At 70.0% G+C, this 23133-nt stretch carries 19 protein-coding genes and 2 pseudogenes; 5 read left to right on the top strand and 16 right to left on the bottom strand.

The features are described from left to right. Positions 1-89 precede the first annotated feature (89 nt). From V6U90_RS24555 to V6U90_RS24520, 9 genes and pseudogenes are all read right to left on the bottom strand, one after another. Entirely contained in the window at positions 90-2069 is a 1980-nt protein-coding gene (locus tag V6U90_RS24555) for a discoidin domain-containing protein (RefSeq protein WP_442933667.1), read from the bottom strand. Between the two features lie 47 nt (positions 2070-2116). Beyond that, positions 2117-2935: pseudogene (locus tag V6U90_RS33995) on the bottom strand (glycosyl hydrolase family 28-related protein); the annotation flags it as partial. Between the two features lie 147 nt (positions 2936-3082). Then, positions 3083-4705, bottom strand: coding sequence for a glycoside hydrolase family 13 protein (locus V6U90_RS24550; protein ID WP_334441140.1), 1623 nt, complete (start codon positions 4703-4705; stop codon positions 3083-3085). Between the two features lie 32 nt (positions 4706-4737). Next, positions 4738-5712, bottom strand: a complete 975-nt coding sequence (locus V6U90_RS24545; protein ID WP_334441138.1) for a carbohydrate ABC transporter permease — start codon at positions 5710-5712, stop codon at positions 4738-4740. Positions 5713-5722: 10 nt separating this feature from the next. Continuing rightward, the gene (locus V6U90_RS24540) at positions 5723-6628 is read right to left on the bottom strand and encodes a carbohydrate ABC transporter permease (RefSeq protein WP_334441136.1); all 906 of its coding nucleotides are present in this window, start codon (positions 6626-6628) and stop codon (positions 5723-5725) included. A gap of 80 nt (positions 6629-6708) precedes the next feature. Continuing rightward, the gene (locus V6U90_RS24535; protein ID WP_334441133.1) at positions 6709-8061 is read right to left on the bottom strand and encodes an ABC transporter substrate-binding protein; all 1353 of its coding nucleotides are present in this window, start codon (positions 8059-8061) and stop codon (positions 6709-6711) included. A gap of 202 nt (positions 8062-8263) precedes the next feature. After that, on the bottom strand, positions 8264-9268 hold the full coding sequence (locus V6U90_RS24530; RefSeq protein ID WP_334441131.1) for a LacI family DNA-binding transcriptional regulator: 1005 nt from the start codon (positions 9266-9268) through the stop codon (positions 8264-8266). Between the two features lie 274 nt (positions 9269-9542). Then, complete coding sequence (locus V6U90_RS24525; RefSeq protein WP_334441129.1) at positions 9543-10283, bottom strand: hypothetical protein; 741 nt, start codon at positions 10281-10283, stop codon at positions 9543-9545. Positions 10284-10319: 36 nt separating this feature from the next. Then, on the bottom strand, positions 10320-10757 hold the full coding sequence (locus V6U90_RS24520) for a hypothetical protein (RefSeq protein ID WP_334441127.1): 438 nt from the start codon (positions 10755-10757) through the stop codon (positions 10320-10322). A gap of 195 nt (positions 10758-10952) precedes the next feature. Here V6U90_RS24520 and V6U90_RS24515 point away from each other — a divergent pair, with 195 nt between their 5' ends. Next, positions 10953-11696 (top strand): N-acetyltransferase, encoded by a 744-nt coding sequence (locus V6U90_RS24515; protein WP_334441125.1) that lies wholly within the window; start codon positions 10953-10955, stop codon positions 11694-11696. A 309-nt stretch (positions 11697-12005) separates the two neighbouring features. On the opposite strand, the gene V6U90_RS24510 is transcribed toward V6U90_RS24515, so the two are convergent. Further along, the gene (locus V6U90_RS24510; protein ID WP_334441123.1) at positions 12006-13403 is read right to left on the bottom strand and encodes an aminotransferase-like domain-containing protein; all 1398 of its coding nucleotides are present in this window, start codon (positions 13401-13403) and stop codon (positions 12006-12008) included. On the opposite strand from V6U90_RS24510, the gene V6U90_RS24505 reads away from it, so the two are divergent. Beyond that, positions 13402-14373, top strand: coding sequence for a DMT family transporter (locus tag V6U90_RS24505; RefSeq protein ID WP_334441120.1), 972 nt, complete (start codon positions 13402-13404; stop codon positions 14371-14373). The two genes, V6U90_RS24510 and V6U90_RS24505, sit on opposite strands and share 2 nt — an antisense overlap. A gap of 230 nt (positions 14374-14603) precedes the next feature. On the opposite strand, the gene V6U90_RS24500 is transcribed toward V6U90_RS24505, so the two are convergent. The 5 genes from V6U90_RS24500 to V6U90_RS24480 form a co-directional block, all read right to left on the bottom strand. Further along, positions 14604-15449, bottom strand: a complete 846-nt coding sequence (locus V6U90_RS24500) for a T6SS immunity protein Tdi1 domain-containing protein (RefSeq protein WP_334441116.1) — start codon at positions 15447-15449, stop codon at positions 14604-14606. A 61-nt stretch (positions 15450-15510) separates the two neighbouring features. Continuing rightward, complete coding sequence (locus V6U90_RS24495; RefSeq protein ID WP_334441113.1) at positions 15511-16191, bottom strand: hypothetical protein; 681 nt, start codon at positions 16189-16191, stop codon at positions 15511-15513. Between the two features lie 295 nt (positions 16192-16486). Then, entirely contained in the window at positions 16487-17089 is a 603-nt protein-coding gene (locus V6U90_RS24490; RefSeq protein ID WP_334441111.1) for a hypothetical protein, read from the bottom strand. Then, positions 17086-17964 (bottom strand): ABC transporter ATP-binding protein, encoded by an 879-nt coding sequence (locus tag V6U90_RS24485; RefSeq protein WP_334441109.1) that lies wholly within the window; start codon positions 17962-17964, stop codon positions 17086-17088. Before V6U90_RS24485 ends, V6U90_RS24490 begins: the two co-directional genes overlap by 4 nt. Before the next feature lie 254 nt (positions 17965-18218). Beyond that, entirely contained in the window at positions 18219-18710 is a 492-nt protein-coding gene (locus tag V6U90_RS24480; protein ID WP_334441106.1) for a MarR family winged helix-turn-helix transcriptional regulator, read from the bottom strand. A 49-nt stretch (positions 18711-18759) separates the two neighbouring features. Here V6U90_RS24480 and V6U90_RS24475 point away from each other — a divergent pair, with 49 nt between their 5' ends. The 3 genes from V6U90_RS24475 (at position 18760) to V6U90_RS24465 (ending at position 21972) form a co-directional block, all read left to right on the top strand. Further along, a complete protein-coding gene (locus V6U90_RS24475) occupies positions 18760-20343 on the top strand; it encodes an MFS transporter (protein ID WP_334441103.1) in 1584 nt (527 codons plus the stop codon). A 33-nt stretch (positions 20344-20376) separates the two neighbouring features. Continuing rightward, positions 20377-21240, top strand: coding sequence for an SDR family NAD(P)-dependent oxidoreductase (locus V6U90_RS24470; protein ID WP_334441101.1), 864 nt, complete (start codon positions 20377-20379; stop codon positions 21238-21240). A gap of 96 nt (positions 21241-21336) precedes the next feature. Beyond that, on the top strand, positions 21337-21972 hold the full coding sequence (locus tag V6U90_RS24465; protein ID WP_334441099.1) for a SanA/YdcF family protein: 636 nt from the start codon (positions 21337-21339) through the stop codon (positions 21970-21972). A gap of 733 nt (positions 21973-22705) precedes the next feature. Here V6U90_RS24465 and V6U90_RS24460 read toward each other — a convergent pair. Beyond that, positions 22706-22873: pseudogene (locus V6U90_RS24460) on the bottom strand (DUF421 domain-containing protein); the annotation flags it as partial. Between the last annotated feature and the right edge of the window lie 260 nt (positions 22874-23133).

Below are 23133 nucleotides of genomic sequence, written 5' to 3'. Positions count from 1 at the left end.
ACGTGGAGAGGCGTGTGCGGGGGTGCGTGCGGGGCTGGGGTGGGTGTGCGGCGGGACCCCGGTCGGCGGGCGGGGTCCCGCCGCACACGTCAGGTGGCGTAGACCTCGAACTCGGCGAGTTGGCCGGCGGGCCAGCCGCTGTTGCCGGTGAAGGTCAGCCGGACGAACCGGTGGTCACCGGCGGGCAGCGGGATCGACACGGTGTTCCCGCTGGCCGGGTCGAAGGTGTAGCCGGCCGGTCCCGTCAGCGTGCTGAACGACGAGCCGTCGGTCGAGCCGAGCACCGACAGCGTCTGGGTGCGGGTCTGCCAGGCCGACGACGGCGGGAGCTTCAGCACCACCCGGGACAGCGGCCGGGCGCTGCCCAGGTCGACGGTCACCGACTGGGGGAAGGCGTTGTTGGCGCTCTCCCAGTAGGTGTTCGGGTTGCCGTCGACGGCGTTGCCGGCGACGTACACGTCGGCGTGGCTGGTCTCCGTGATCGGCCGCCCGGCCGCCAGGTTGCCGGTCGGCGGCGGGGTGGTGGGTGGCGGGGTGGTGGGTGGGGTGGTGGTGGGTGGCGGGGTCGCACCGCCGCCGTACACCTCGAACTCCGCGACCTGTCCGGCCGGCCAGCCGGTGTTGCCGGTGACGGTGAGTCGGACGTACCGGCGGTCGCCGGTCGGCAGGGCGATGGACACCGCGTTGCCGGTGGCCGGGTCGAACGTGCGGCCCGCCGACCCGGCCAGCGTCGACCAGGACGATCCGTCGGTCGAGCCGAGTACCGCGAGCGTCTGGGTCCGCCGTTCCCAGCCGGTGGGCAGCTTGAGTACCACCCGGTCGACTGTGCGCGCCGCGCCCAGGTCGACGGTGAGCGTCTGCGGGAACGCGTTGTTGGCGCTCTCCCAGTAGCTGGCGGTGTTGCCGTCGACCGCGTTGGCCGCGACGTAGTTCTGGGTGGAGCTGGACGCGGTCACCGGCCGCCCCTGGGCCAGGTTGCCGCCGGTCGGCGGCGGGGTGGTCGGCGGGGGCGTGGTGGGCGGCGGGCTGGTCGGGCCGCCGCCCCACTGCGGCTCGGGCCACGGCCCGCAGTACGGGGTGGCGGTGTACCAGCCGGAGTTGCCGGCGCCCTGGGTGATCTGGAAGCCGGTGCCGACGCAGTTGTGGATCGGGTTGGACTGGGCGATCCCGGTGGCCCGTACGTTGGTGAAGGAGACCTGGCTGGCCGCCTGCACCTGGAGCGCGTACGTGCCGGCACCGTCGATGCGGACGTTGGTGAAGCTGATCCCGCTGGTGGCGCCCTCGATCCAGTGCAGCGCGGCGTATGAGCTGTCCAGGATGTCGGTGTCGGTGACGGTGATCGCCGCGCCCTGGATCGGTTCGTTGAGCGCGGAGAACCAGATCGCGCCGACGCCGAAGCGCCAGTTGTAGTCGGAGTTGCCGTTGCGGATCAGCGTGTTCCGGGCGACGGTGATCGTCCCGGAGACGGCGGTCGGGCCCTGCACACCGGGGTACCGGTTGGCGACATGGATGCCGCCGCCGTTGGTGACCGAGTCGGCGGTGACGTTGTCGGTGATCCGGATGTCCCGGCCGCCGTAGGTGACCAGGTGGTTGGCGAGGATGGTCACGCCGATCGTGTTGAAGGTGAAGGAGTTGCCGACGTTCGGTACGTTCTGCGCCCACATGGCCAGCGCGTCGTCGCCAGTGTTGCGGACGAAGGTGTTGGTGACCGTGGAGTTGGTGACGCCCCAGTGGAAGTTCACCCCGTCCGCGGTCTGGTCGAGGATCCGGCTGTTGCGGATGGTGAAGTCGTCCATCGGGCCGTCCATCCAGGCGCCGACCTTGGTGTGCTGCATCCAGACGTTGTCCACCACCGAGTGGGACATGGCCCCACCGATCGCGTTGACCTGGTCCTCGTCGACCCGCTCCCGGATGTCGCCGATGATGGCGAAGTCGCGCAGGGTGACGTTGCGGCTCGGTCCGCCGGCCTCGTGCGGGCGGATCTCGCCGCTGTAGCCGCCGCCGGGGACGTACTTGCCGTAGATGCCGGCGGCACGTTTGCGGTCGGTGGGGTGCCGGCCGCCGAGCACCGAGTACCACGGCCGGCGCCGCGCAGGGTCACCCCGTCGACCACCACGTGGTCCCAGAGGGTGAACGTGCCGGTGGGGATCCACACCGCCCTGCCCTGCGCCCGGCCGGCGTCGACGGCGGCCTGGAACTTCGCGGTGGAATCGGTGGCGCCGGTCGGGTCGGCGCCGAAGTCGGCGACCACGTCCAGGACACCGGTCGGTTTGGCGATCGGCGCGCCGACCAGCTCGAAGTCGGCCAGGTCGATGGTGAAGGTGGGTGACTGCGCGGTCGAGGACACCTGGAGCCGGACCTTCGTGCCGGCCGGGTAGGTGGTCCCGAACATCGTCCGGGTCTCGTCGTAGAAGTGGTGCGGGTTGGTGTCGCCCGGGTTGTTGTTGAACGGGTAGCCGCCGTAGTACCAGCCGTACCGGGAGGTGACCGGGACGGCCTTGACCAGGGCGCCGTTGGCCCGCAGGTCGATGGTGGCGTCCCGCCCGGTGCCGGCGGCGTTGTCCGGCAGGCTGTAGCGGAAGGTGACCGCGTTGGCCGGCCCGGTCAGGGTGAACTCGACGTACTCGCCGACGGCGTCGAGGGTGACCGCCTCCCGGCCGGACGCCTCCGACGGCAGGGTGCCGTAGTGCCGGTCGGGTCCGATCCGGGTGCCGGTGTGCGCGGCGGCCTCGGCCTCGTGCTCGACGAAGGGCACGGTGGCGCCCCGGCCCGGGATGTCGAACGGGGACAGCCCGGCGGCCCGGGCCGGGGTGGCGGTGGTGGTGAGCCCGACGACGGTGAGGGCGGTCGCGGCCAGCGCGGCGCCGGCCAGGACGGCCACGCCGGCGCGAAGCCGGTCCCGTCGCGGGTGGTGCGGGGCGGTGTGGTCGGCCATGAGGGGTGGTCTCCCTTTTCGTCATGTGGCCAGGTCCCCCGTGCGGATGCGGTGCTCCTGCCTCCTTCCCTGGGGTGCCGCGGCGGCCGGGACGGGCCGGTGGCGGTGGTGAGGTGGGCGGTTGCGGGGCCGGTGGGCCCGGACGGGTCAGCGGGTCCGCAACCAGACAGCCGTGTCCGGTGGGAGCCGCCCGTCGTCGAGCGGCCCGCTGGCCAGCAGCAGGCGCTCGTGGTCGGGCAGCGGCACTGCGGTGTCGGACAGGTTGACCAGGCAGGCGAACCCGGGGGCCCGGCCGACGGCGAGTACCCGGTCCGGGGCCGGCAGCCAGGTCAGTGTGCCGTCGCCGAGGGCCGGGTCGGTCCGGCGGATCGCGATGGCCGTCCGGTACAGCTCCAGCATCGAGTGGGGGTCGCCGGTCTGGGCGCGGACCGTGCGGTCCTTCCAGTCCGCCGGCTGCGGCAGCCAGGGGGCGGTGGTCACGCCGTCCGGGCTGAACCCGAACGGCGGGGTGTCGCCGCTCCACGGCAGGGGTACCCGGCAGCCGTCCCGGCCGGGGTCGATCCGCCCGGAGCGTTCCCACATCGGGTCCTGGCGCAGCTCGTACGGGATGTCCTCGACCTCCCAGAGCCCCAGTTCCTCGCCCTGGTAGACGTACGCCGCGCCGGGCAGCGCGAGGCTGAGCAGCGCGGCGGCGCGGGCGCGTCGGGTGCCGAGTTCCAGGTCGGTCGGGATGCCCTCCCGCTTGGCGGCGAAGCTGAAGGTGGTGTCCGTCCGGCCGTAGCGGGTGACGTGCCGGGTGACGTCGTGGTTGGACAGTACCCAGGTGGCGGGGGCGTCGACCGGGGCGTGCGCGGCGAGGGTGGCGTCGACGCAGGCGCGCAGTGCCGTCGCGTCCCAGGCGCAGCCGAGGAAGTCGAAGTTGAACGCGGCGTGCAGTTCGTCCGGGCGCAGGTAGTTGGCGAACCGCTGCTGGTCCGGCAGCCACACCTCGCCGATCAGCGCCCGGCCGCCGGGGTAGGCGTCGGTGAGCCGTCGCCAGCTCCGGTAGATCTCGTGCACCTCGTCCTGGTCGACGAACGGGCTCTGGTCGGGGCCGGCGTCCGGCAGCGCCGGGTCCTTGGCCAGCATGGCCGCCGAGTCGATCCGGATGCCGTCCACCCCCCGGTCCAGCCAGAACCGCAGGATGTCCTCGAACTCGGCCCGCACCCTCGGGTGCTCCCAGTTGAAGTCCGGCTGTTCGGGGGCGAACAGGTGCAGGTACCAGTCGCCGGGCGTGCCGTCCGGGTCGGTGGTCCGGGTCCAGGTGGGACCGCCGAACGGCGACACCCAGTCCGTCGGCGGCAGGGAACCGCCGGGCCCGCGTCCCGCACGGAACCAGAACAGTTCCCGCTCGGGTGCGCCCGGCCCGCCGGCGAGGGCGGCCTGGAACCAGGGGTGGGCGTCGGAGCAGTGGTTGGGGACCACGTCGACGATGACGCGGATGCCGTGCCGGTGGGCGTCGGTGATCAGAGCCTCGGCCTCGGCGAGGGTGCCGAAGATCGGGTCGATGCCCCGGTGGTCGGCGATGTCGTAGCCGGCGTCGGCCATCGGCGACGGGTACCACGGGCTGAACCAGACCGCGTCGACGCCGAGCGCGGCGAGGTGGTCGAGGCGGGCCCGGACGCCCGCGATGTCACCGATCCCGTCGCCGTTGCCGTCGGCGAAGCTGCGGGGGTAGATCTGGTAGATCACCGCGCTGCGCCACCATCGCGGGTCGTCTGCTGTGGACACGGGCACCTGCTTTCTGGATCGTCCGGGCCGGGTCAGCCCTTCGTGCCGCCAGCGGAGAGGCCGCTGATGATGCTGCGTTGGAAGATCAGGAAGATGACGACCATCGGGATGCTGGCGATGACCAGGCCGGCCATCATCTCGGTGGGAGGTACCTGGCTGGTGTTGGACAGTCGGCTCAGCGCGACGCTGAGGGTCTGCGTCCGCGGGTCCTGGAGCACCAGCAGCGGCCAGAGGAAGTCCTTCCAGATCGCGATGATCGCGAAGATCGAGACGACCCCGAGCACCGGCCGGGACAGCGGCAGGATGATCGACCAGAGCACCCGTAGCCGGCCGGCACCGTCGAGGCTCGCCGAGTCGAGCAGGTCGTCGGGGATCTGGTCGAAGAAGCGCTTGAGTACGTAGATGTTGAAGGCGTTGGCGGCGGCGGGGAGCCAGAGCGCCCAGGGGGTGTTCAGCAGGTTGACGTGCAGCAGCGGCACGTCGCTGACGGTCAGGTAGGCGGGGACCAGCAGCGCGGCGGCGGGCATCATCAGGCTGGCGAGCATGCCGGCGAGTACCACGTTGCCGAAGCGGGGCCGCAGCTTGGACAGTGCGTATGCGGCGGTGACCGCGACGATGAGCTGGATCAGCCAGCCGCCGAGGGCGTACCAGACGGTGTTGAGGAAGTACCGGGGGATGTCCATGTGGTCCCACGCCTGGGCGTAGGTCTCCGGGTGGAACGACTCCGGCACGAAGGTCGGTGGGATGAGGGCGTACTCGGCCGGCGACTTCACCGCCGAGGTGACCATCCAGTAGACGGGGAAGAGGAAGACCAGCAGGAACAGGACGGTGACGAGGCCCAGGACCGTCAGGTAGAGCGCCCGGCCGCGCCCCCGGGCGAGTTGGGCGTCGGAGACCAGGGTCCGCACGGTCGGTTCCCGGTCCCGGCCGCCGGGCGTACGCCGGGACGTGGGCCGGGCCGCCGGGGCGGCGGCTGCCGGCACGGCCGGCGGAGCGGTGAGTGTCATCGGGGCTCCCTCAGTCGGCGCGGCGGGTGAGCCGGAGATAGACGGCGGAGAATGTGCCGAGGACCACGAAGAGCAGCACGCTGGCCGCCGCCGCCAGGCCGAAGTCGTTGTTGACGGTGAACGCGTACCGGTAGATCAGCACCATCACCGTGACGGTGTCCGGGTTGGTGGTCCCGGTGAGCTGGTACGGCTCGATGAAGACCTGCATGGTGGCGATGACCTGGAGCAGCAGCAGGACCAGCATGATGAACCGCAGGTGCGGCAGGGTGACGTGGCGCAGCCGTTGCCACAGGGTGGCGCCGTCCAGCTCGGCCGCCTCGTACAGCTCGCCGGGGACGCTCTGCAACGCCGCGAGGTACATCAGGGTGGCGCCGCCGAGGTTCGCCCACGTCGAGACGAGCACCAGGGACAGCAGCGCGGTCGACGACGACTGGGTCCACTGCGACTCGGGCAGGTGGGCTCCGCGGAGCAGGGTGTTGAACAGGCCGCTGCCCGGGTCGTAGAAGTACTTCCAGAGCAGCACCACCACGATGGGCGGCAGCATGACCGGCAGGTAGACCGCGATCCGGAGGAACGCCGAGAAGTGCCGCAGTTCGTTGAGCAGGATGGCCAGCGCCAGCGGAACCAGGTAGCCCAGCAGCAGGGCCAGTCCGGTGAAGACCAGGGTGTTCTTCCAGGCGGTCCAGAACAGCGGGTCGGCGAACAGCGCCCGGAAGTTGTCCAGGCCCACCCAGTACGGGTCGGTGACGAAGTTGACCTGCTGGAAGCTGAGCAGTACGCCCCGGACCAACGGGTACCAGGAGAAGAAGGCGAAGCAGAGCAGCCCGGCCGACAGGAACGCGTACGACAGGAGGTTGTCGCTGATCCGCCGGCGCAGCCGGGAGGCGTGGGGTGTGCCGGCCGTGACGACCGCCATCGGGTGACCCTTTCGTGAGCGGGAGGGGCTCCGGTGCCGGTGTGCCGCGGAGCCCCTCCCCGGGGCTGGGGCCCGGACGGTCAGCGGACCGTGCCGAGGATCGTGTTGACCTGCTTCTCGGCGTCGGCCAGTAGCTGGTCGACGTTGGCGTCGCGGTCGGTGAGGACCTTGAGCATCGCCACGTCGAGTACGGCGTAGATCTGCTGCGCGTGGGGTGGTTCGAGCTTCACCGGGACGCTGCCCATGGCCGCGACGAACGGGGCGTAGTTCTCCTGCGGCACGTTGGCGTACGTCTTGTCCGCTGCGGCCTGCTTCGCGGCAGCGTCGCCGGTGAAGATCTGCGGCTCGGGGAGGCCGACGGGCAGCTTGTTCTCGGCGGACCACTTGTTCTCCGCCTCGATCCGGTCGGCGCTGGTGAACCAGAACGTCAGCCATTTCAGGCCGGCCCGGATCTTCTCCGGGGTGGCCTTGGCGTTGAACATGTAGCCCTCACCACCGCCGAGGGTGCCTTTGCCGTCCGGGATCGGGCCGAGGCCGTAGTCCTCGAACTTCCCCTTGTACTGGTTGACGATGGTGGGGATGTTGTCGGCGGTGGCGACGTACATGCCGAGCTTTCCGGAGCCCATCATCTGCAACAGGTCTGCCCACTCCAGGGACTGCCGGCTGCCCATGCTGTTGTCGGTCCAGCGCATCTCCTTGAGCTGGTGGAGCACCTGCCGGCCCTGGTCGTTGTTGAACGCGGCCTTCCAGGTGCCGCCCTCGTTACGGGCCACTTCGCCGCCGACGGAGTACAGCTCGGCGGTGAAGTGCCAACCGCCGGTGTTGGACTTGCTGTACTCGCCGTAGCCGACCGTGCCGTTGCCGAGCGCAGCGATCTTCTTGGCGGCGGTGCGGACGTCGGCCCAGGTCTTCGGCGGGTTGTTCGGATCCAGCCCGGCCTGGGTGAACAGGGGGCGACTGTAGAGCAGGCCCATCGAGTAGTTCTTGTAGGGCAGGCCGTAGAGCTTGCCGTCGGCGTCGGAGAAGACCCGCTTGACCTCGGGCTTGAGCTGGTCGACGACCGGGAAGTCCTTGGCGTACGTCGAGATGTCGGCGACCTGGCGCTTGGCGATGAGGTTGGCCGGGTCGGTGAAGTAGACGTAGAAGACGTCCTCGAGCTGGCCGCCGGCCAGCTTCGCGGAGAAGGTCTGCGGGTCCATCTTGCCCTCGCGGGCGTCGATGTCGATGTCCGGGTTGAGGCGCTCGAACTCGGCGACGTTGTCGAGGAACCGCTGGTGGTTCGCTGCCTCGGTGGCCGGGGGGAGACCGTTGACCGTAATGATGACCTTGCCGTCGGCCGGTTTGTCGTCGTCGGCGCCGCAGGCGGCCCCGGACAGCGCCACCCCGGTGACGAGGAGCAGGCCGAGGGCGCTGCGCAGGCTGGATCTGTTCATGGACGGACACCCTTTCTGGGTGATGTGATCTCACTCTCATCACTGCCATGTTTCGTGGCGATGACGATACAAAGCCGCACTCAGCTATGCAAGAACTGAACTCAATCATGAAAGACAGCGATCACACCCGCCCCGCACACCAAAAAGGGCGGACCCACAGGGGGTCCGCCCTTTTTGTCCGGCGCTACTGCACCGGGTCGGATCAGCCGGCGCTGCGGACCGGCCCGGTGGAGCCGCGCACCACCAGTTCGGGTTCGAAAAGCAGCTCGTCGGCAAGCACGCCGGCCCCGTCGATCTGGGTGACCAGCAGGTCGACGGCCGCCTGACCCATCGTCTCGATGGGCTGGCGCACCGTGGTCAACGGCGGATCGGTGCAGGTCATGAACACCGAGTCGTCGAAGCCGATCACCGAGACGTCCTCCGGCACCGCGCGGCCCAGCCGCCGCACCGCGCGGATCGCCCCCAGAGCCAGGACGTCACTGGCGCAGATGATGCCGGTGATCCCCCGATCGACCAGCTTGGTGGCGGCGACCCGGGCACCCTCCATGGAGAAGCTGGACCGCTCCACCCGCTCCCCCAGGTCCGCACGACCGGCGACCCGGGCCAACGCGGCCAGCTTGCGCCGTGACGGCACGTGGTCCTCCGGACCGAGCACCATGCCGATCCGCTCGTGGCCGAGCGAGCGGAGATGCCCGTACGCCTGCTCCACGGCGACCGCGTCGTCGGTGGACACCCGGGGGAACCCGAGTTCGTCGACGCCCGCGTTGACCAGCACCACCGGCAGTCCCCGGTCGGTGAGTCGCCGGTAGTGCTCGTGCGAGGCGTCCGCCAGGGCGTACGACCCGCCGGCGAAGATGACCCCGGACACCTGGTGGTCCAGCAGCATCTCGACGTAGTCCGACTCGGGCACACCCCCGATCGTGCGGGCGCACAGCGCGGGGGTGAACCCTCGCTGGGCCAGCGACCCGGTCACCACCTCGGCGAGCGCCGGGAAGATCGGGTTCTGCAACTCCGGCAGCACCAGACCGACCAGCCGCGCCCGCTCGCCCCGCAGTTTGGTGGGACGCTCGTAGCCGAGGACGTCGAGCGCGGTCAGCACTGCGGCCCGGGTGGCCTCAGACACACCGCCACGGCCGTTGAGCACCCGGCTCACGGTCGCCTCACTGACGCCCGCCTTGCGGGCCACCTCTGTCAACCGCTTCGTCACGACCGCAATCCTACGATGATTTCCTGCAAGAACTGAACCGTGGATTGCCGTGCCGCGGCAAATGCCTGATGATCACTTTCGGGTACCGCGGCGACGAGCGGCGCCGCTGGACCGGCCGTCCCCGCCGTTCCAGAGCTGGATCTGGTTCTACCCGCCGCGCAGGCGCATCCGGCGGTACGGCGCGGCCTGCGAGACCGCCCACCGTTCGACCGTCACCCCGGCGGGCCGGTTAACCGACAGGTTCTCGGCGCGAGCGCAAGCGCGGAGCGAAACCTCAGTACCAGTAGTAGCTCCAGTTTCCTTGGCAGTCGGACTCAAATGACTCCCGGCTTTCGAGAGCGATTTTGACCGGGATGATGCTGGTTGACCCGAACTCGTCCTCTTCGGCGATGAGGGCGCGGAGTTGTCGTTCCCACTCATACCATCGCGGTGTCTGCCGCAGTTGCGCGACCTGAGCCGCGGTGTGGACGAACACGGAGACACTGTGAAGATCCGCGTTCACCGCGACGGTCCAGACGCTGGCTCCCCAGTCATCGCGGAACTGATCCCACCGCTCCTGCGGTACCGCTGCCATGACGCGTGTCGTGGCCTCCTCATCGAAGCACCCCAGCCCGCCCAGAATCGGATCAGTGACGTACTCGATGCCGGCAAGCGCGGCGATGCGCCGGGCCCGCGAACGTGGAAGGTTCCCAACCCGCAACGCCCGTGCCGTGAACTGCCGCCACCGCCACGGACCACACTCGGCAACGATCTGATCAAAGACCGCGTCCGCCTGCAGCCGGCGTTCACGGTCGAACGCCGCGCCACGCACCCAGGCGGTCATGGTCGGTACCTCCACGCCCGGGACTCCGTGGCCGGCCACGTAGTTCATGGACCCGCAGGTAAGGGCAACAACGGGCTGACCGAGTCGAGCCTCCAGCGCATCGAGCGCCGGGCGAAGTTCCGCGTCAACGACCGTCCGTCCTCGCAGGACATTCGCCACCTCCTCGAACTCATCGTCTTCCTCCGCGCTCACACCAGCATTCTGCCGCACCAGACAGAGCACCACCGCCTACAGGTCCTCAGGCCACCAGTGCGGATCGAGGCTCTTGCCGTGACCGCGCGGGCAGGTTCCGTAGCCACTGCTGGAAACGTTCCAGTGCCTGTGGCAGTACGGCGCATCACACTGGCCGCAGAATCCGGCGTCGTCGTAGAAACCTGCGGTGGTCACGGCGGAGTAGCAGTACGGCTCGGTGAAGGCGGCGACGATCCTCAGCGCCCGCGCCTCATCCACCGGGTCGCCCGATCCGTTTCCCCGCTCGATCCCGGAGTACAGCAGCCACCACTGCTGTGGCCCACGCCGCTGCCGTGCAGCCTCGAAGGTCCGCCGTTCCTGGGGCGACCAGTGCTGCCAGGTGACGGGTTTCGCGTGCGGTGGGACGAGTTCCACGTGCGATGCGGTCTGACCACACATCGCGCAGGGAGGGTCGGCTGAGAACGCCTGCAGCATGAGGACATTATCCGTCGGAGACATCAGGCGAGATGGCGGCCGCCGGACCACGGTAGGGGCCGTCGGGCTCCGGCAGGTACGTGCCGACAGAGGGCACGCATCCCGTCCCGCGTAGCCGGGACGCCTGCACGGCGGGACGCGTCAACTAAGAGAATTGGCGTGCGGTCCGTGGTGCGACCCTCTACCTTCCCTGCCGTGACCTTGGACATCGCCAGCCTCGCGGACCGACCCGACCTCGCCCCACTGCTCGACGACGACTTCGACGGGGCGTGGCCGCCGTTCATGCTGTGGGATCCCATGGGTGCGGTCTACTACAACGTCGCCCACGACCTCTACCCCGAGTTCGTGTTCGCCGCCGTCGATCCTGCCCAGCCGACCCACGCCGTCGCCCGGGCGTACGCCGTGCCGTTGCGCTGGACGGAGGCGGAGCTTCCCGACGGCGGCTGGGACCGGATGATCCAGCGGGCCACCATCGGCCGGCTCACCGGCACCACCCCGAACCTGGTGTCGGCGGTGGAGATCTGCGTCCGGCCGGACCGGCGCGGCAGCGGGGTGTCCGCACTGATGCTCGCCGCGATGCGCGAGGCCGTCGCGAAGCGGGGCTTCGACACCCTGGTCGCGCCGGTGCGCCCGAGCGGCAAGCACCGTCATCCTGACCTGCCCATGACGCAGTACGCAGCGCAGATCCGCGCCGACGGCCTGCCGGTCGACCCGTGGCTGCGGGTACATGTGCGGGCCGGTGGGCGTATCGAGCGGGTGGCGACGCGGTCGATGACCATCGCGGGCACACTGGCGGACTGGCGTCGCTGGACGGGTCTGCCTTTCGATACCAGCGGGCCGGTGCACGTGCCGGAAGCACTGGTGCCGGTGCACTGCGATGTGACGCACGACCACGCTGTCTACGTCGAACCCAACGTCTGGGTCCGGCACCGGCTGTAGTCGCCGTGAGTACCCACCGGCCATGCCGGGGTGGGGACGGGTTCGGCTGGCCCAATCGCCGCCGCGAGTTCTTCGGCGCCGGTGCTGGTGCCGCAGTACCGGAGGGCGGTGATGTGGGGCCTGCACGTCCTGGTCGGCGCGTTGGACACGCACGGACCCGCACCCGGTACGAGGTGCGCTCCGGTGCGGCCCGGAGACGACCGCTCGCTCCCGAGGTCCTGCCGGTCCGTGTGGCACTCGACGCGGTTCGGCCGCGTGACGTCGTCGGGCACACTCGCCGTCAGCTCGCCGCCGCGCCGATCACCGTGTTCAACGGCTGTGATGGAGGGCTCGGGCGAGGCGGTGGACGGCCTCGTCCATGAGGTCGGGTGGGGCGGCGGCGTAGGTGAGGCGCAGGTGCGGAGCCGGGGGTTCGGCGGCGTACCAGGGGCGGCCGGGGAAGACGATGACACCTTCGGCGGCTGCGGCGGCGGCCAGCGCGACATCGTCGGTGCCGTCGGGTAGGCGGGCCCAGAGATGCAGACCGCCGCGCGGGACTGCCTGCTGGGCGAGTTCTGGCAGGTGCCGGCGCAGCGCGGTCAGCAGTGCCTCGCGCCGTGCCCGCAGTGCGGTGCGCAGGGCACGACGGTGACGCGCCCAGGCCGGGGCGGTGACGAACTCCAGCGTGGCCTGCTGCAGTGGGCCGGCTACGAAGAAGTCGTCGAGCAGTCGGGCCGCGCGTAGTCGGGCACCGGCCGGGCCGCGGGCACCGATCGCGGCGACGCGCAGCCCCGGTGCGGCGGATTTGGTCAGTGAGCGCAGGTAGATGACGTGCCCGTCGGGGTCGTCAGCCGCCAGTGGCGGCGGGGCCTCCCCGTCGATGGTGAGGTCGCGGGCGTAGTCGTCCTCGATCAGGAACGCCCCGGCGTCGCGTACGGCCTCGGCGACCTCGGTCCGGCGGTGACCTGCCAGTGTCGCGCCGTGCGGGTTGGCGTAGAGCGGCTGGCAGTAGAACAGTCGGGCGCCGGTACGAGCGAACGCAGCGGCGAGTTGGTCGGGCCGTACACCGTCGGCGTCGGCGGGCACGGGCACCACCCGCAGACCGGCTGCCCGGGCGGCGGCCAGTGCGCCCAGGTAGGTCGGCGACTCGACGAGCAGGGTGTCGCCGGGCGCGGTGAGCGCCCGCAGCGCGGACGACAGCGCGGCCTGTCCGCCCGGGCAGATCACCATGTCCTCGGCGCGCAGCCCGGATCCGGCCTCGCGGGCGAACCAGGCGCGTAGGTCCTCGCGCCCCTCGGCCGGGCCGCGCTGCCAGGACGCGGGCTGCCGGGCGGCGCGGGTGAGCGCGGCGCCGAGCGCGGCGGCCGGCTGCAGATCCGCGTCGAGGTAGCCGCCGGACAGCGGGATCGCTCCTGCGGGCGGTAACGCCAGTAGCGCCTGCATCTCATCCTCGCCCGGCCGGCGGGGGCCGAGCGCCACGGTCTGCCACGACAGGTCGGGGGCGCGCCGTTCGTCGGGCGGGGTGGCCACGAAGGTGCCCTTGCCGGGCCGTGTCTCGATCAGCCCCTGCGCCACCAGTTGCCGGATCGCCTCGGCGACGGTGACCGGTGAGGCCTGGTGCCGGGCGGTCAGCTCGCGCACCGAGGGTAGCCGCGTGCCAGGGTCCGCGGCGGCGGCGAGCCCGCGCAGATCTTGGATAACGCGGGTCACTGCGTTACCGTTATTCATGAAGGACAAGAGTAGCGCTACTGTCGCGATCACGGTAACAGCGGATCGGGTCGCCGGCCTCGCGCTCGGCGCGCTGGGCGTGCTCGCCTTCAGCATGTCGCTGCCTGCCACCCGCGTCGCCGTGCAGCAGCTCGACCCGTGGTTCGTCGCCTTCGGTCGGGCCGTCGGCGCGGCGCTGCTGGCATGGGCGTACCTGCGGTTCACCGGCGCGCCGCGACCCACCCGCGGTCAGTGGCGGCGGCTGTCGATCGTCGCCCTCGGCGTCGTCGTCGGCTTCCCGCTGTTCACCTCGCTGGCGCTGGTCACCCAGACCTCCGCGCACGGCGCGGTCGTCATCACCGTGCTGCCCGCCATGACCGCCGTGTTCGCGGTGGGGCGGGCCGGCGAGCGCCCGCCGCCACTGTTCTGGGTCGCGAGCGCCGGCGGGCTGCTGGCGGTGCTCGCCTTCCTGGTCTCCAACGGTGCGGTGCGCGGGGCGCTGTCCACCGCCGACCTGTTCCTGCTGGCGGCGGTGGTGCTCTGCGGCCTGGGGTACGCCGAGGGCGGCGCGCTTGCCCGCGAGTTGGGCGGCGCCCGGACGATCTGCTGGGCGTTGCTGCTCTCGCTGCCCGTCACCGTGCCCATCACGGTCGTTGCCGCCGTAGCCAATCCCCCGCACGTCGACGCCGCCGCCTGGTCGGCGTTCAGTTATCTCACCGCGGTCTCCATGTTCCTCGGCTTCTTCGCCTGGTACGCGGGCCTGGCCCGGGGCGGCATCGCGCAGGTCGGCCAGATCCAGCTCGCACAGCCGGTCCTCACCCTGGTCTGGTCGGCGCTGCTGCTCGGCGAGACCGTCACCCCTGCCTCGATCGGGGCGGCTCTGGTGGTTCTGGCCTGCGTCGTGCTGATCCAGCGCACGCGCAACAGCTCGCCGGTGTCCCGCCGCGACCGAGAGCCCGACCAGCCCCGCACCATCACCGCAGCGGGTTGAATAGCAGCATGTGGGTCAACAAGGCTGCATCGGCGGCCCGGACCCGCTGATCGACGCCCTCCAGCACAATCCCCTGGCCAACGCCCGTCGGGTCGAACCCGACCAGGATGCGTTGCCACCAGGACTCACCCGGGACTGAGCCGGGTCGCACGCCGTGCGGTCCGCTGCGTGGTCACTGGACCAACGGGCGATGCTGCGACGGTTCCCACCGGACCTGCCGCTGCCCGCTGCTACCGCCGTCGACGGCGGGCGGCCTCCGCCTCAAGGTCGGCCGCCGAGGAGCGCTTGCCGGACCGCCACGTGACGAGCAGGGGTTCGGTGCTGAAGGTCGGGGTGCCGAACAGCAGCGTATCGTCGTGGCCTACGAAGATCTGGCCGCCGGTTTGCATCTGCCAGACGTAGACGGCCTGATCCTCCGGAAACGTCTTGACCCCGTACACGTCGCCCGGCTGGATCATCGCCAGCTGTTGCTTGCCCCGCTCGGCGAGCTGCTGCTCGCGTTCGGTCAGGACCGGTTCGCTCAACTCGGGGCTGGGCAGCGGAGCCAGCTTCGGCAGCTCGTACGGCGGCCCGCTGGCCTGCACCAGGAACACGAGGTGCTCCTTGAGCTTTCGGCGGGTCACGTTGTCGACATCCTCGGTGCCACCCATCGCCAGCGGCAGCTTGAACCCGAAGCACTCATTGATCTCCGGCACGCCCAGGTTGGCCGCCGCGTCGTCGTAGAACAGTCGGTTGAGCGCGTTGGTCCGGGCCCCGGGATGCTCCAGATAGTCGAAGACGAGGTCCGAGACATCGCTGGCGTATTCGTGGTAGAAGCCGAACCGGTACCACACGATCAGGAAGCGGTCCTGGTGTTGCACTATCAGGTCGCCCCAGGCGGTGGCGAAGACCGGCAACGCGCCCGGGTGCGACGGCAGGATCAGGTCCATCACCGGCAGCAGCAGCGCCGGATCGATGAGCCGGACGAAGCCGTCCGCCGTCATCAGGGCGCCCTCGTCGCGCCAGGCCTGCTCCATGGAGATCGGCACGAGCTGCTCGTACTGCGCGATGATCTCGGGCGAGATGCTCCCGGCCACGCGGTGGCCCCTCCGAAAGTGCCCCATCGCCGTCTCCCCCCGACCGTGGCGTCCTTGAGGATCACGCCCCTGACGAGGATGCCGCACGAGCGACGAACCTGTCGACGGGGGTGCGCGTACCGGAACGGAACGCCTCCAGAGCCTTGTGCGGGGCGATGGCCGAGGCCGCGAACAGCACCGTCTCGTCGGCGGCCACATAGATCGAGCCTCCGCCGCGTACCGGGTGCACGATGAGCACTGCGTCGTCGTCCGGCAGCAACCGGAAGGTGAGGGTCAGGTCCGGGTCGGGTGAGATCCGACGGAACAGCTCGGTGCCCCAGGCAATGAGGTGCCGCTGCTGTGCTGTCGGGCCGCTCTCCAGCGAAGTACCCGAGCGACCGGCAATCGCCTCCTCGGTGGCGTCGGCGTAGCGGGCGAAACGGATCGCCGTTCCGCGCCATCGACTGCCCGGAAATCGGATCCATCGTTGACCGCCCGGTTCGGTCCACCGCAGTTCGAGACCTCCGCTGCCGAGGTCGACGAGGGTGAATCCCGCTAGCGCCGGCTCCGCGGCGAGCGCCTGCCCGGGCGGTCGTCGGGCGGACGCCACCCAGTTACTGATCTCCCAGATCAGGTAGCGGCGTGCCGTGTCGAGGGTGCCGGTGACCGCCTGTGGATGCCAGGCGCCGCCACGGTCCTTCTTCTGCACGGCATAGCCGCCGTCCTGTTCGACGATCTGCAGCAGGGTCTCCGTATCGCCCATGCACAGGAGCGCATTCTGTGCCGGCCATACCGTCACACGGGCAGGTTCGCCGAGGGCCCGCAGCTGATTGTCATCAAGGTGTCCGCTCACCGCTGCATGATCCCGTGGCTGTCAACCATGCCGATCAACACCGTTGACGAACAGCGCGTTCTCGGTCGAACCGGTCCCGTCGGTCCAGACGACCAGGCCGGGGCCCAATCGAAGCTCGGCGTGCACCCGGCAGGGTGCCGTACGTGCTGCGGAACGCGCGATGTACCGCACGGATCTGCCCGGTCAGCCACGCATGACGGTGGAGTTATTCGCCGACGAGGTCGCGGTGGATCGCGACGGCGGCGCCGACGACTGCCAGGGTCGCCCAGCCAGCGAAGATCAGCAGGTGGAGGCGGTCGCCGGCGCTGGCCTGGAGGAAAGCGGTGAACGGCAACGGCTTCTCCAAGCTACTGATCAGCCCTTCGATGATGATGAACCAGGCACCGGACGCGAGGAACAGCCACATCGGGCGGCGGAGGATCGCTGCGGCGGCAGCGGCGAAGACGGCCATCAGCGGCACGACGACCAGCACGTCCCGATACTGCTCGACGTGGCCCTTGCCGAGCACGGTCACACCGCTCAGGGCGGCGAAGGCCACGGTCACGATCACGCTGGCGATGAGCTGAGCGACGAGTACCAGCACCCGGTGCGGACGGCCCAGGTGGAGCAGTACGGCGGTCTGGTGCTGGTAGTGCTGGGCTGTCTGCATGGTGGCGAGGCCGATCGCGCCAACTCCGACGAGGAGTTTCCACATGTCGACGCTCAGCCACCCGAGCATCATCGTGAGAGCGCCGAGAACGGCGGTGGAGATCCAACTGGACCGGATCGTCGCCACCCGGTAGAGCTCGCCACGGACGAGCGCGGTCATCGGGTCGCCGCCAGGCTGAGAAAGACCTGCTCGAGGTTGGGGGTGTCGGCGGTCAGCTCGTAGATGGGCACCTGCACGCCGAGCGCGATCTCGCCGGCGTCCTCAGCGGAGAGTCCGGCCACCTCCAGGGTGTACCCGTCCATGCTGACGTGGCCGCCGGCCCGCTCGTACGCCTGCCAGAGACGCCCCGGGTCCCGGCCACGGATTCGTAGCCGGGTGGTCGCATAGCCGTACAGGTCAGTCAGTGGTGCGACACACCTGATCTGGCCGTTCGCGATGATGACGACGTCGTCGATGAGCTGGGCGAGCTCGGCGAGCAGGTGGCTGGAGATGAGAACGGTCCCGCCCTTGCGGGCGTGCTCACGCAGGAGTTCCCGCAGCCAGGCCATGCCTTCCGGGTCGAGGCCGTTGGCCGGCTCGTCGAGGATGAGTACCTGCGGGTCGCCGAGCAGTGCGGTCGCCACGGCGAGCCGTTGCCGCATGCCAAGCGAGTAGGCACCGGTGCGCTTGTCGGCGGCGCGCGCGAGGCCGACGTACGCGATCAGCTCCTCGACCCTGGCGTGGCTCGCGCCGGCGAGGATCGCGTGGCCGGTCAGATGGGCCCGGCCGGTCTGGCCCGGATGGCTGATGCCCTGCTCAAGGACCGCTCCGACCTGCCGGAGCGGGTCCTGAAGGTCCCGGTATCGCCTGCCGTTGATCAGTGCCGTGCCCGATGTCGGGCGGATCAGGCCGAGCAGCATCCGCAGGCACGTCGTCTTGCCTGAGCCGTTGAGCCCAAGGAAACCGGTGACCCGGCCAGCCGCCGCGGTGAAGGTCGCTCCGTCGACGGCCGTTACCGACCCGTACCACTTCGTGAGTGTTCTCGCCTCGATCATCAGCGGGTCCGTCCGCCATCCAACATGAGCTGCACCCATTTCCTGTCTGCGACCTGGAAGGTCGTCGTCGGACGTGATCGAGGCGTCGCTGTTATCACCACAGCCGGATGCTGGGAGCTGATCTACCTCGGTGCGTCGGATCGCTTTCGCCGTCACATTGCCGGGCCGTTGACCCAGTCCCGACCGACTCGACAGCCCGCCAACGACACTCCCGCGGATCCTCGCTGGATGCGGAGACCTTCCGCTGGGTCTGCCTAGGGGCTCAGGACCTGACCCCCCGTCTCGGATGATCGATCGGAGGTGAGTCGTCCGAGGAGTTCGACGAGCCGGGCGAGGTCCTCGGTCGACCAGTCCTGGGTACGGGCGTAGAACTCCTTGCCGCGCTCCTCGAGCGTCGCCGCGACCCGCTCCTGACCTTCGGAGCTGAGCTGGATGATGATGCTGCGCCGGTCGTCCGGGGCCGGTGAGCTGTCCAGCAGTCCGAGTGCTCGCATCTTGCCGATCAGGGTGCTGGTGGAACTGCGGTCCATCCCGACGGCCTCGGCGACCTCGCTGGGCCGGGCTGGCCCGAAGGCGTAGAGCCAGCGCGCGATGTGGAACGCGGCCGGTTGCAACTGCGGGTGGAAGTGCGCGGCGCTGCGTTCGCTCAGCGCCCGGGTTGCGCTGATGAGGGCGTTGATCCGCGCGCCGAGGGCCAGCTCGATCTTGTGCCGACTCTCGTCCCCAGGCGACGAGTTGGTTTGCATATACCCACCATAGCAGCTACGGTCGTGGGTATATGCAAACTACTTTGGTGTGGAGATACCCGTGACCACGGACCTTGCCCGGACACGTGAAGCCAGCGGTCTTCCGTTGCTGGCGGTGACGCTGGGAGCCTTGATGCCAGGACTGGCGACGACGATCCTGGCGGTCGCGAACGGCGCCATCGCGACGGACCTCGGTGTGGGACTGGGCGACCTGCAGTGGATCACCAGCGCCTACCTGCTCGGCCTGACCGGTTCGCTGGTGCTGGCCGGCAAGCTCGGCGACCGGTTCGGGCGCCGCCGGATCTTCCTTCTCGGTATCGGCGGCTTCGGCCTGACCTCCCTGCTCATCGGCCTGTCGACACCGGTCGCCCTGATCGTCGCACTCCGCGTCGCGCAGGGCGTGTCCGGCGGCTTGCTCACCACCAACGCGCTGTCGTTGCTCCGCGTCAGCGTCACCGAAGAACGACTGCCCTCGGCGATCGGAATCTTCAACTCCGTGCAGGGCCTGTCCATCGCCGCTGGTCCGGTCCTGGGAGGAGTAATCGTTCAGGCGCTCGGCTGGCGCTGGACAATGTTCATCAACGTCCCGGTCGCGGTTCTTTGCCTGATCCTCGGCGCCGCCGCGCTCGGCGAGGTTCGCCTCCGTACGGCGGAACGGTTCGACCTCACCGGCACCGTCTCGCTGGTCGTCGCACTTACCGCGCTGGTCTACGCACTGATCGACGCACCGAGCACCGGCTGGGCGGCCACCTCCACGATCGCACTGTTCGTGGTCGCCGCAGTGGCCTTCGTCGCGTTCCTCCTGATCGAGCGGCGCGCCGCGGACCCTCTCGTGCCGCTTTCGTTGTTCCGGAACCGGTCCTTCGCCGCTGGCGCGGTGTTGAGCGTCCTCGCGTTCTTCGCACTCAACGGCGGACTCTTCGTCGTCTCCCTGTTCTGGCTGCAGATCCAGCACCTGTCAGCAACCACGGTCGGCATCCGGCTGCTCCCGCTCGGCCTGGCCATGCTCGTCGGGGCGATCCTCTCCGGCCGCGTCATCACCCGCATCGGCGACCGGTGGGCACTCGTCATCGGCTGCCTACTCGTCGCGGCCGGCCTGGTGAGCAGCTCGTTCGCCCGGCTCGACGGGGGCTACCCGCAACTCGCGGCCGGACTCACGATGATCGGCATCGGGCTCGGCCTCCTGGTCACCGCGACCGTCAACGCGACCGTCGGCAACGCACCCGCCGAGCTCGCCGGTCCTGCGGCCGGCGCCCAGCAGACCGCCGGCCGTCTCGGCGCGACCCTCGGCGTCGCCGTGCTCGGCGGGGTCATGGCCGCCGCCACCAGCGCACACTTCACCGATCTACTCGACCGCTCGGGCCTGCCCGCCGCGCTGACCGGGCCGCTCACGCAGTTCGGTAGCACCACCGTCGCCGGCGGCGTCGCGCCGATCCCCGACGGAGCCACACCCCACCTCGCCGCCACCCTCACCGACTACACGAACATGTCGTTCCTCGCCGGCATGCACACGACCATGCTCGTCGGCGCCGTCATCGCCGCCGTCGGCGCGCTGATGGCCCTGGCCGTCCGCCGCCACCCCCGCCAGCAGAAGGCCGTCGGCGAAGCCGACCACCCCTTCGTCACCGAGTAACCCCTGTCCTCACAGCCCTTGAACAGGACCATCATGGAACCCACGATCGTCATCACCGGCGCCACCAACGGACTCGGCCGCCTGGCCGCCATCAAACTCGCCCAACAGGGCGCCCGCATCATCATCACCGCCCGCAGCCAGCAGAAGGCGGATCAGACCTGCCAGGAGATCGGCACCGACCGCGTGGACGCATTCCTCGGCGACTTCACCCGGCTCGACGACGTCCGGCGCATCGGCCACGAGATCGCCGACCGCTACGACCACATCGACGTACTCGTCAACAACGCCGGCATCCACGCCTTCCAGCCACGCACCACCCCCGACGGCTACCCCGACGGCTACCCCGAAATGGTCGCCGTCAACTACCTCGCCCCCTGGCTACTGACCCACACACTGCTGCCCGCGCTTCAGCGAGCCTCCGCCGCCAGGATCGTCAACGTCGCCTCCGAAGCCTCCCGCCGGCACGGAACCCTCCGGATCCCCCAGGATCTCACCGAGACAAGCCTGTTCAGCGCACGCGGATCATCCGAGCACTACGGCAGGACCAAACTGCTCGACATCATGTTCACGATGGAACTCGCCCGACGTCTGGCCGACACCACCACCACCGCGAACTGCCTCTGCCCCGGCTTCAACGCCACCGGCCTCGGCCGCGAGCTCCCCTTCGCCGGCGTACTCGAAAAAGCCCTCACCCGGCTCAGGATCGGCGACCCCGCGCGCGGCGCCGGCCTGATCGTCGCCCTCGCCACCGACCCCGAGTTCACCGGACATACTGGCGGCTACTACACGGCCCGCGGAACCCGCCAGATCCAGCCCCCGCCGCCAGGAAACGACCCGAACGCGCAGGCCCAACTCTGGTACGAAACCCAGCAACTCCTCGAACCCGTAGCCAGATAGACCAGGAGAAGCGGCGTGATCAGGAACGAGACCGCCAGGCGTCCAAGGAAACCCAGACCAACGCGAAAGCGGTTGCGACGAATCCTCCTGCGGTCCGTGCTCGCGATCGCCGTGGCCGCCCCGGTCGCGGTCCTCGGCAGCGGGGCATGGCTGGGCGCCCGCGCCGACGGCCACATCTACGGAGTCGACGACGTACCGGACGCGCCGGTCGTGCTCGTCCTCGGCGCGCGGGTCGGCCCGGACGGCACCCCGTCCAGCTTCCTCGCCGCCCGCCTCGAACTCGCGCGGCAGCTCTACGAGACCGGCACCGTACGGGCGATCCTCGTCTCCGGGGACCGAGGCTCCAGGCCAGCCTACGATGAGCCGGGCGCGATGAGCCGCTGGCTGGTGGAGCGAGGCGTGCCGAACCACAGGGTTGTTCAGGACCACGCCGGATTCGACACCTACGACTCGTGCGTACGGGCGCGCAAAGTCTTCGGCGTCGAGCAAATGATCGTGGTCACTCAGTCGTTCCACATCGAACGGGCGGTCGCCCTGTGCCGCGAGGCGGGGATCGACACGACCGGGGTCGGCGACGACACCGTCCGCCGGCAAGCGCTCGCCTGGCAGCGCGGCGCGATCCGAGAGCGGGCGGCAAACATGAAGGCCGTCACCGACATCATCACCGGGCGCGATCCGCGCTTCCTTGGCCCGCGCCAGACCGGCATCGACGACGCACTGTCAACCCCCTGATAGGGCGTTGCTAGGTCGTTGTGGCGTGTTGCCTGGCGGCGGCGATCGACGCCCGCAACGACTGCGCCCAGGCCTGCACCGCGTGCGCGGACGCCTGCCTCGGTGAGGACATCGTCGCCGAGCTGACCAAGTGTGTCCGGACGAACCTGGACTGCGCCGACATCTGCGCGACCACGGCACGGGTGCTGTCCCGGCACACCGGCTACGCGCCAACATCAGCCGTAGCCTGCTGGAGGCGTGCGCCACGGCGTGCAAGTCGTGCGGGGACGAGTGTGCCAGTCACGCCGACAAACACGAGCACCGCAGAATCTGCGCCGACGCGTGCCGCGCGTGCGAGCGGGCCTGCCGGGACCTGCTGGCCACCATCAGTTGAAAACCGCGAGCGGTGCCGGCGCCCCAGCGGATGCCGGCACCGCTCGCGCTCATCACCGCTTGGCCTCGCGCTTGGCCAGCTGGGGCCGCTCGCCCTTGCCGACCTTGCGCAGCGCCTCGCGCAGCTGCTCCTCGGTCATCTTGGAGTTGCCCTCGATGCCCGCGTCGTGGGCCTGCTGGCGAAGATCGTGCAGCCGTTCCCGGTCACCCGTGTCGGCCTCCCCGTGGTGCGGTGGCGCGGCCGGCTCCGCGCGCCACTGTCGCCCGTCGCCTTCCCCGGTGGTGGGGGTGCAAACCCGAACCTCCTTGACGTCGTCCAGACGCTCGACGCCCTGCTGGCGGAGTTGGCCGTAAGCTCCTCCTCGGTGACCAGCACGATCACCAGGAGATCCGTGACGCCGGTGCTGCCGCTCTCCCGCTTGAGCAGCACGCGCAGGAGGAAGAAGATCGCCAGGTAGATCACGCTTCCCCGCAGCGCGATCTCCCACAGCGGCGTGTCGGGGACCAAGAGCTTCCGCCAGTCGCTCATCCCACCGGGCCTACCCGTGCGGCCAGCCGTCACACCACCGGACGCCGTCGGAACGGGTCGCGAACCGACGGAGCAGATCGTGCGCCTCCTGTACCGCCCGGACGGCGGTGGTGATTGTTCGACTGGCCAACGGGCGAAATCCCAGCCCGAACGCGCAGCCCTGCGGGTCGAGGCACCCATGGCCTAGGCCGTGTTTCGTATGGGCTGAAGGTGCCCGGTTGTGATGGATGTCCGGCGTGGTGGTGATCGGTAAAAGTTGA

The sequence above is a fragment of the Micromonospora sp. CPCC 206060 genome (assembly GCF_036906895.1).
Lineage (GTDB): Bacteria > Actinomycetota > Actinomycetes > Mycobacteriales > Micromonosporaceae > Micromonospora.
Note: the sequence above shows the minus strand (reverse complement) of the source record. Positions and strands in the feature narration are given on the sequence as shown.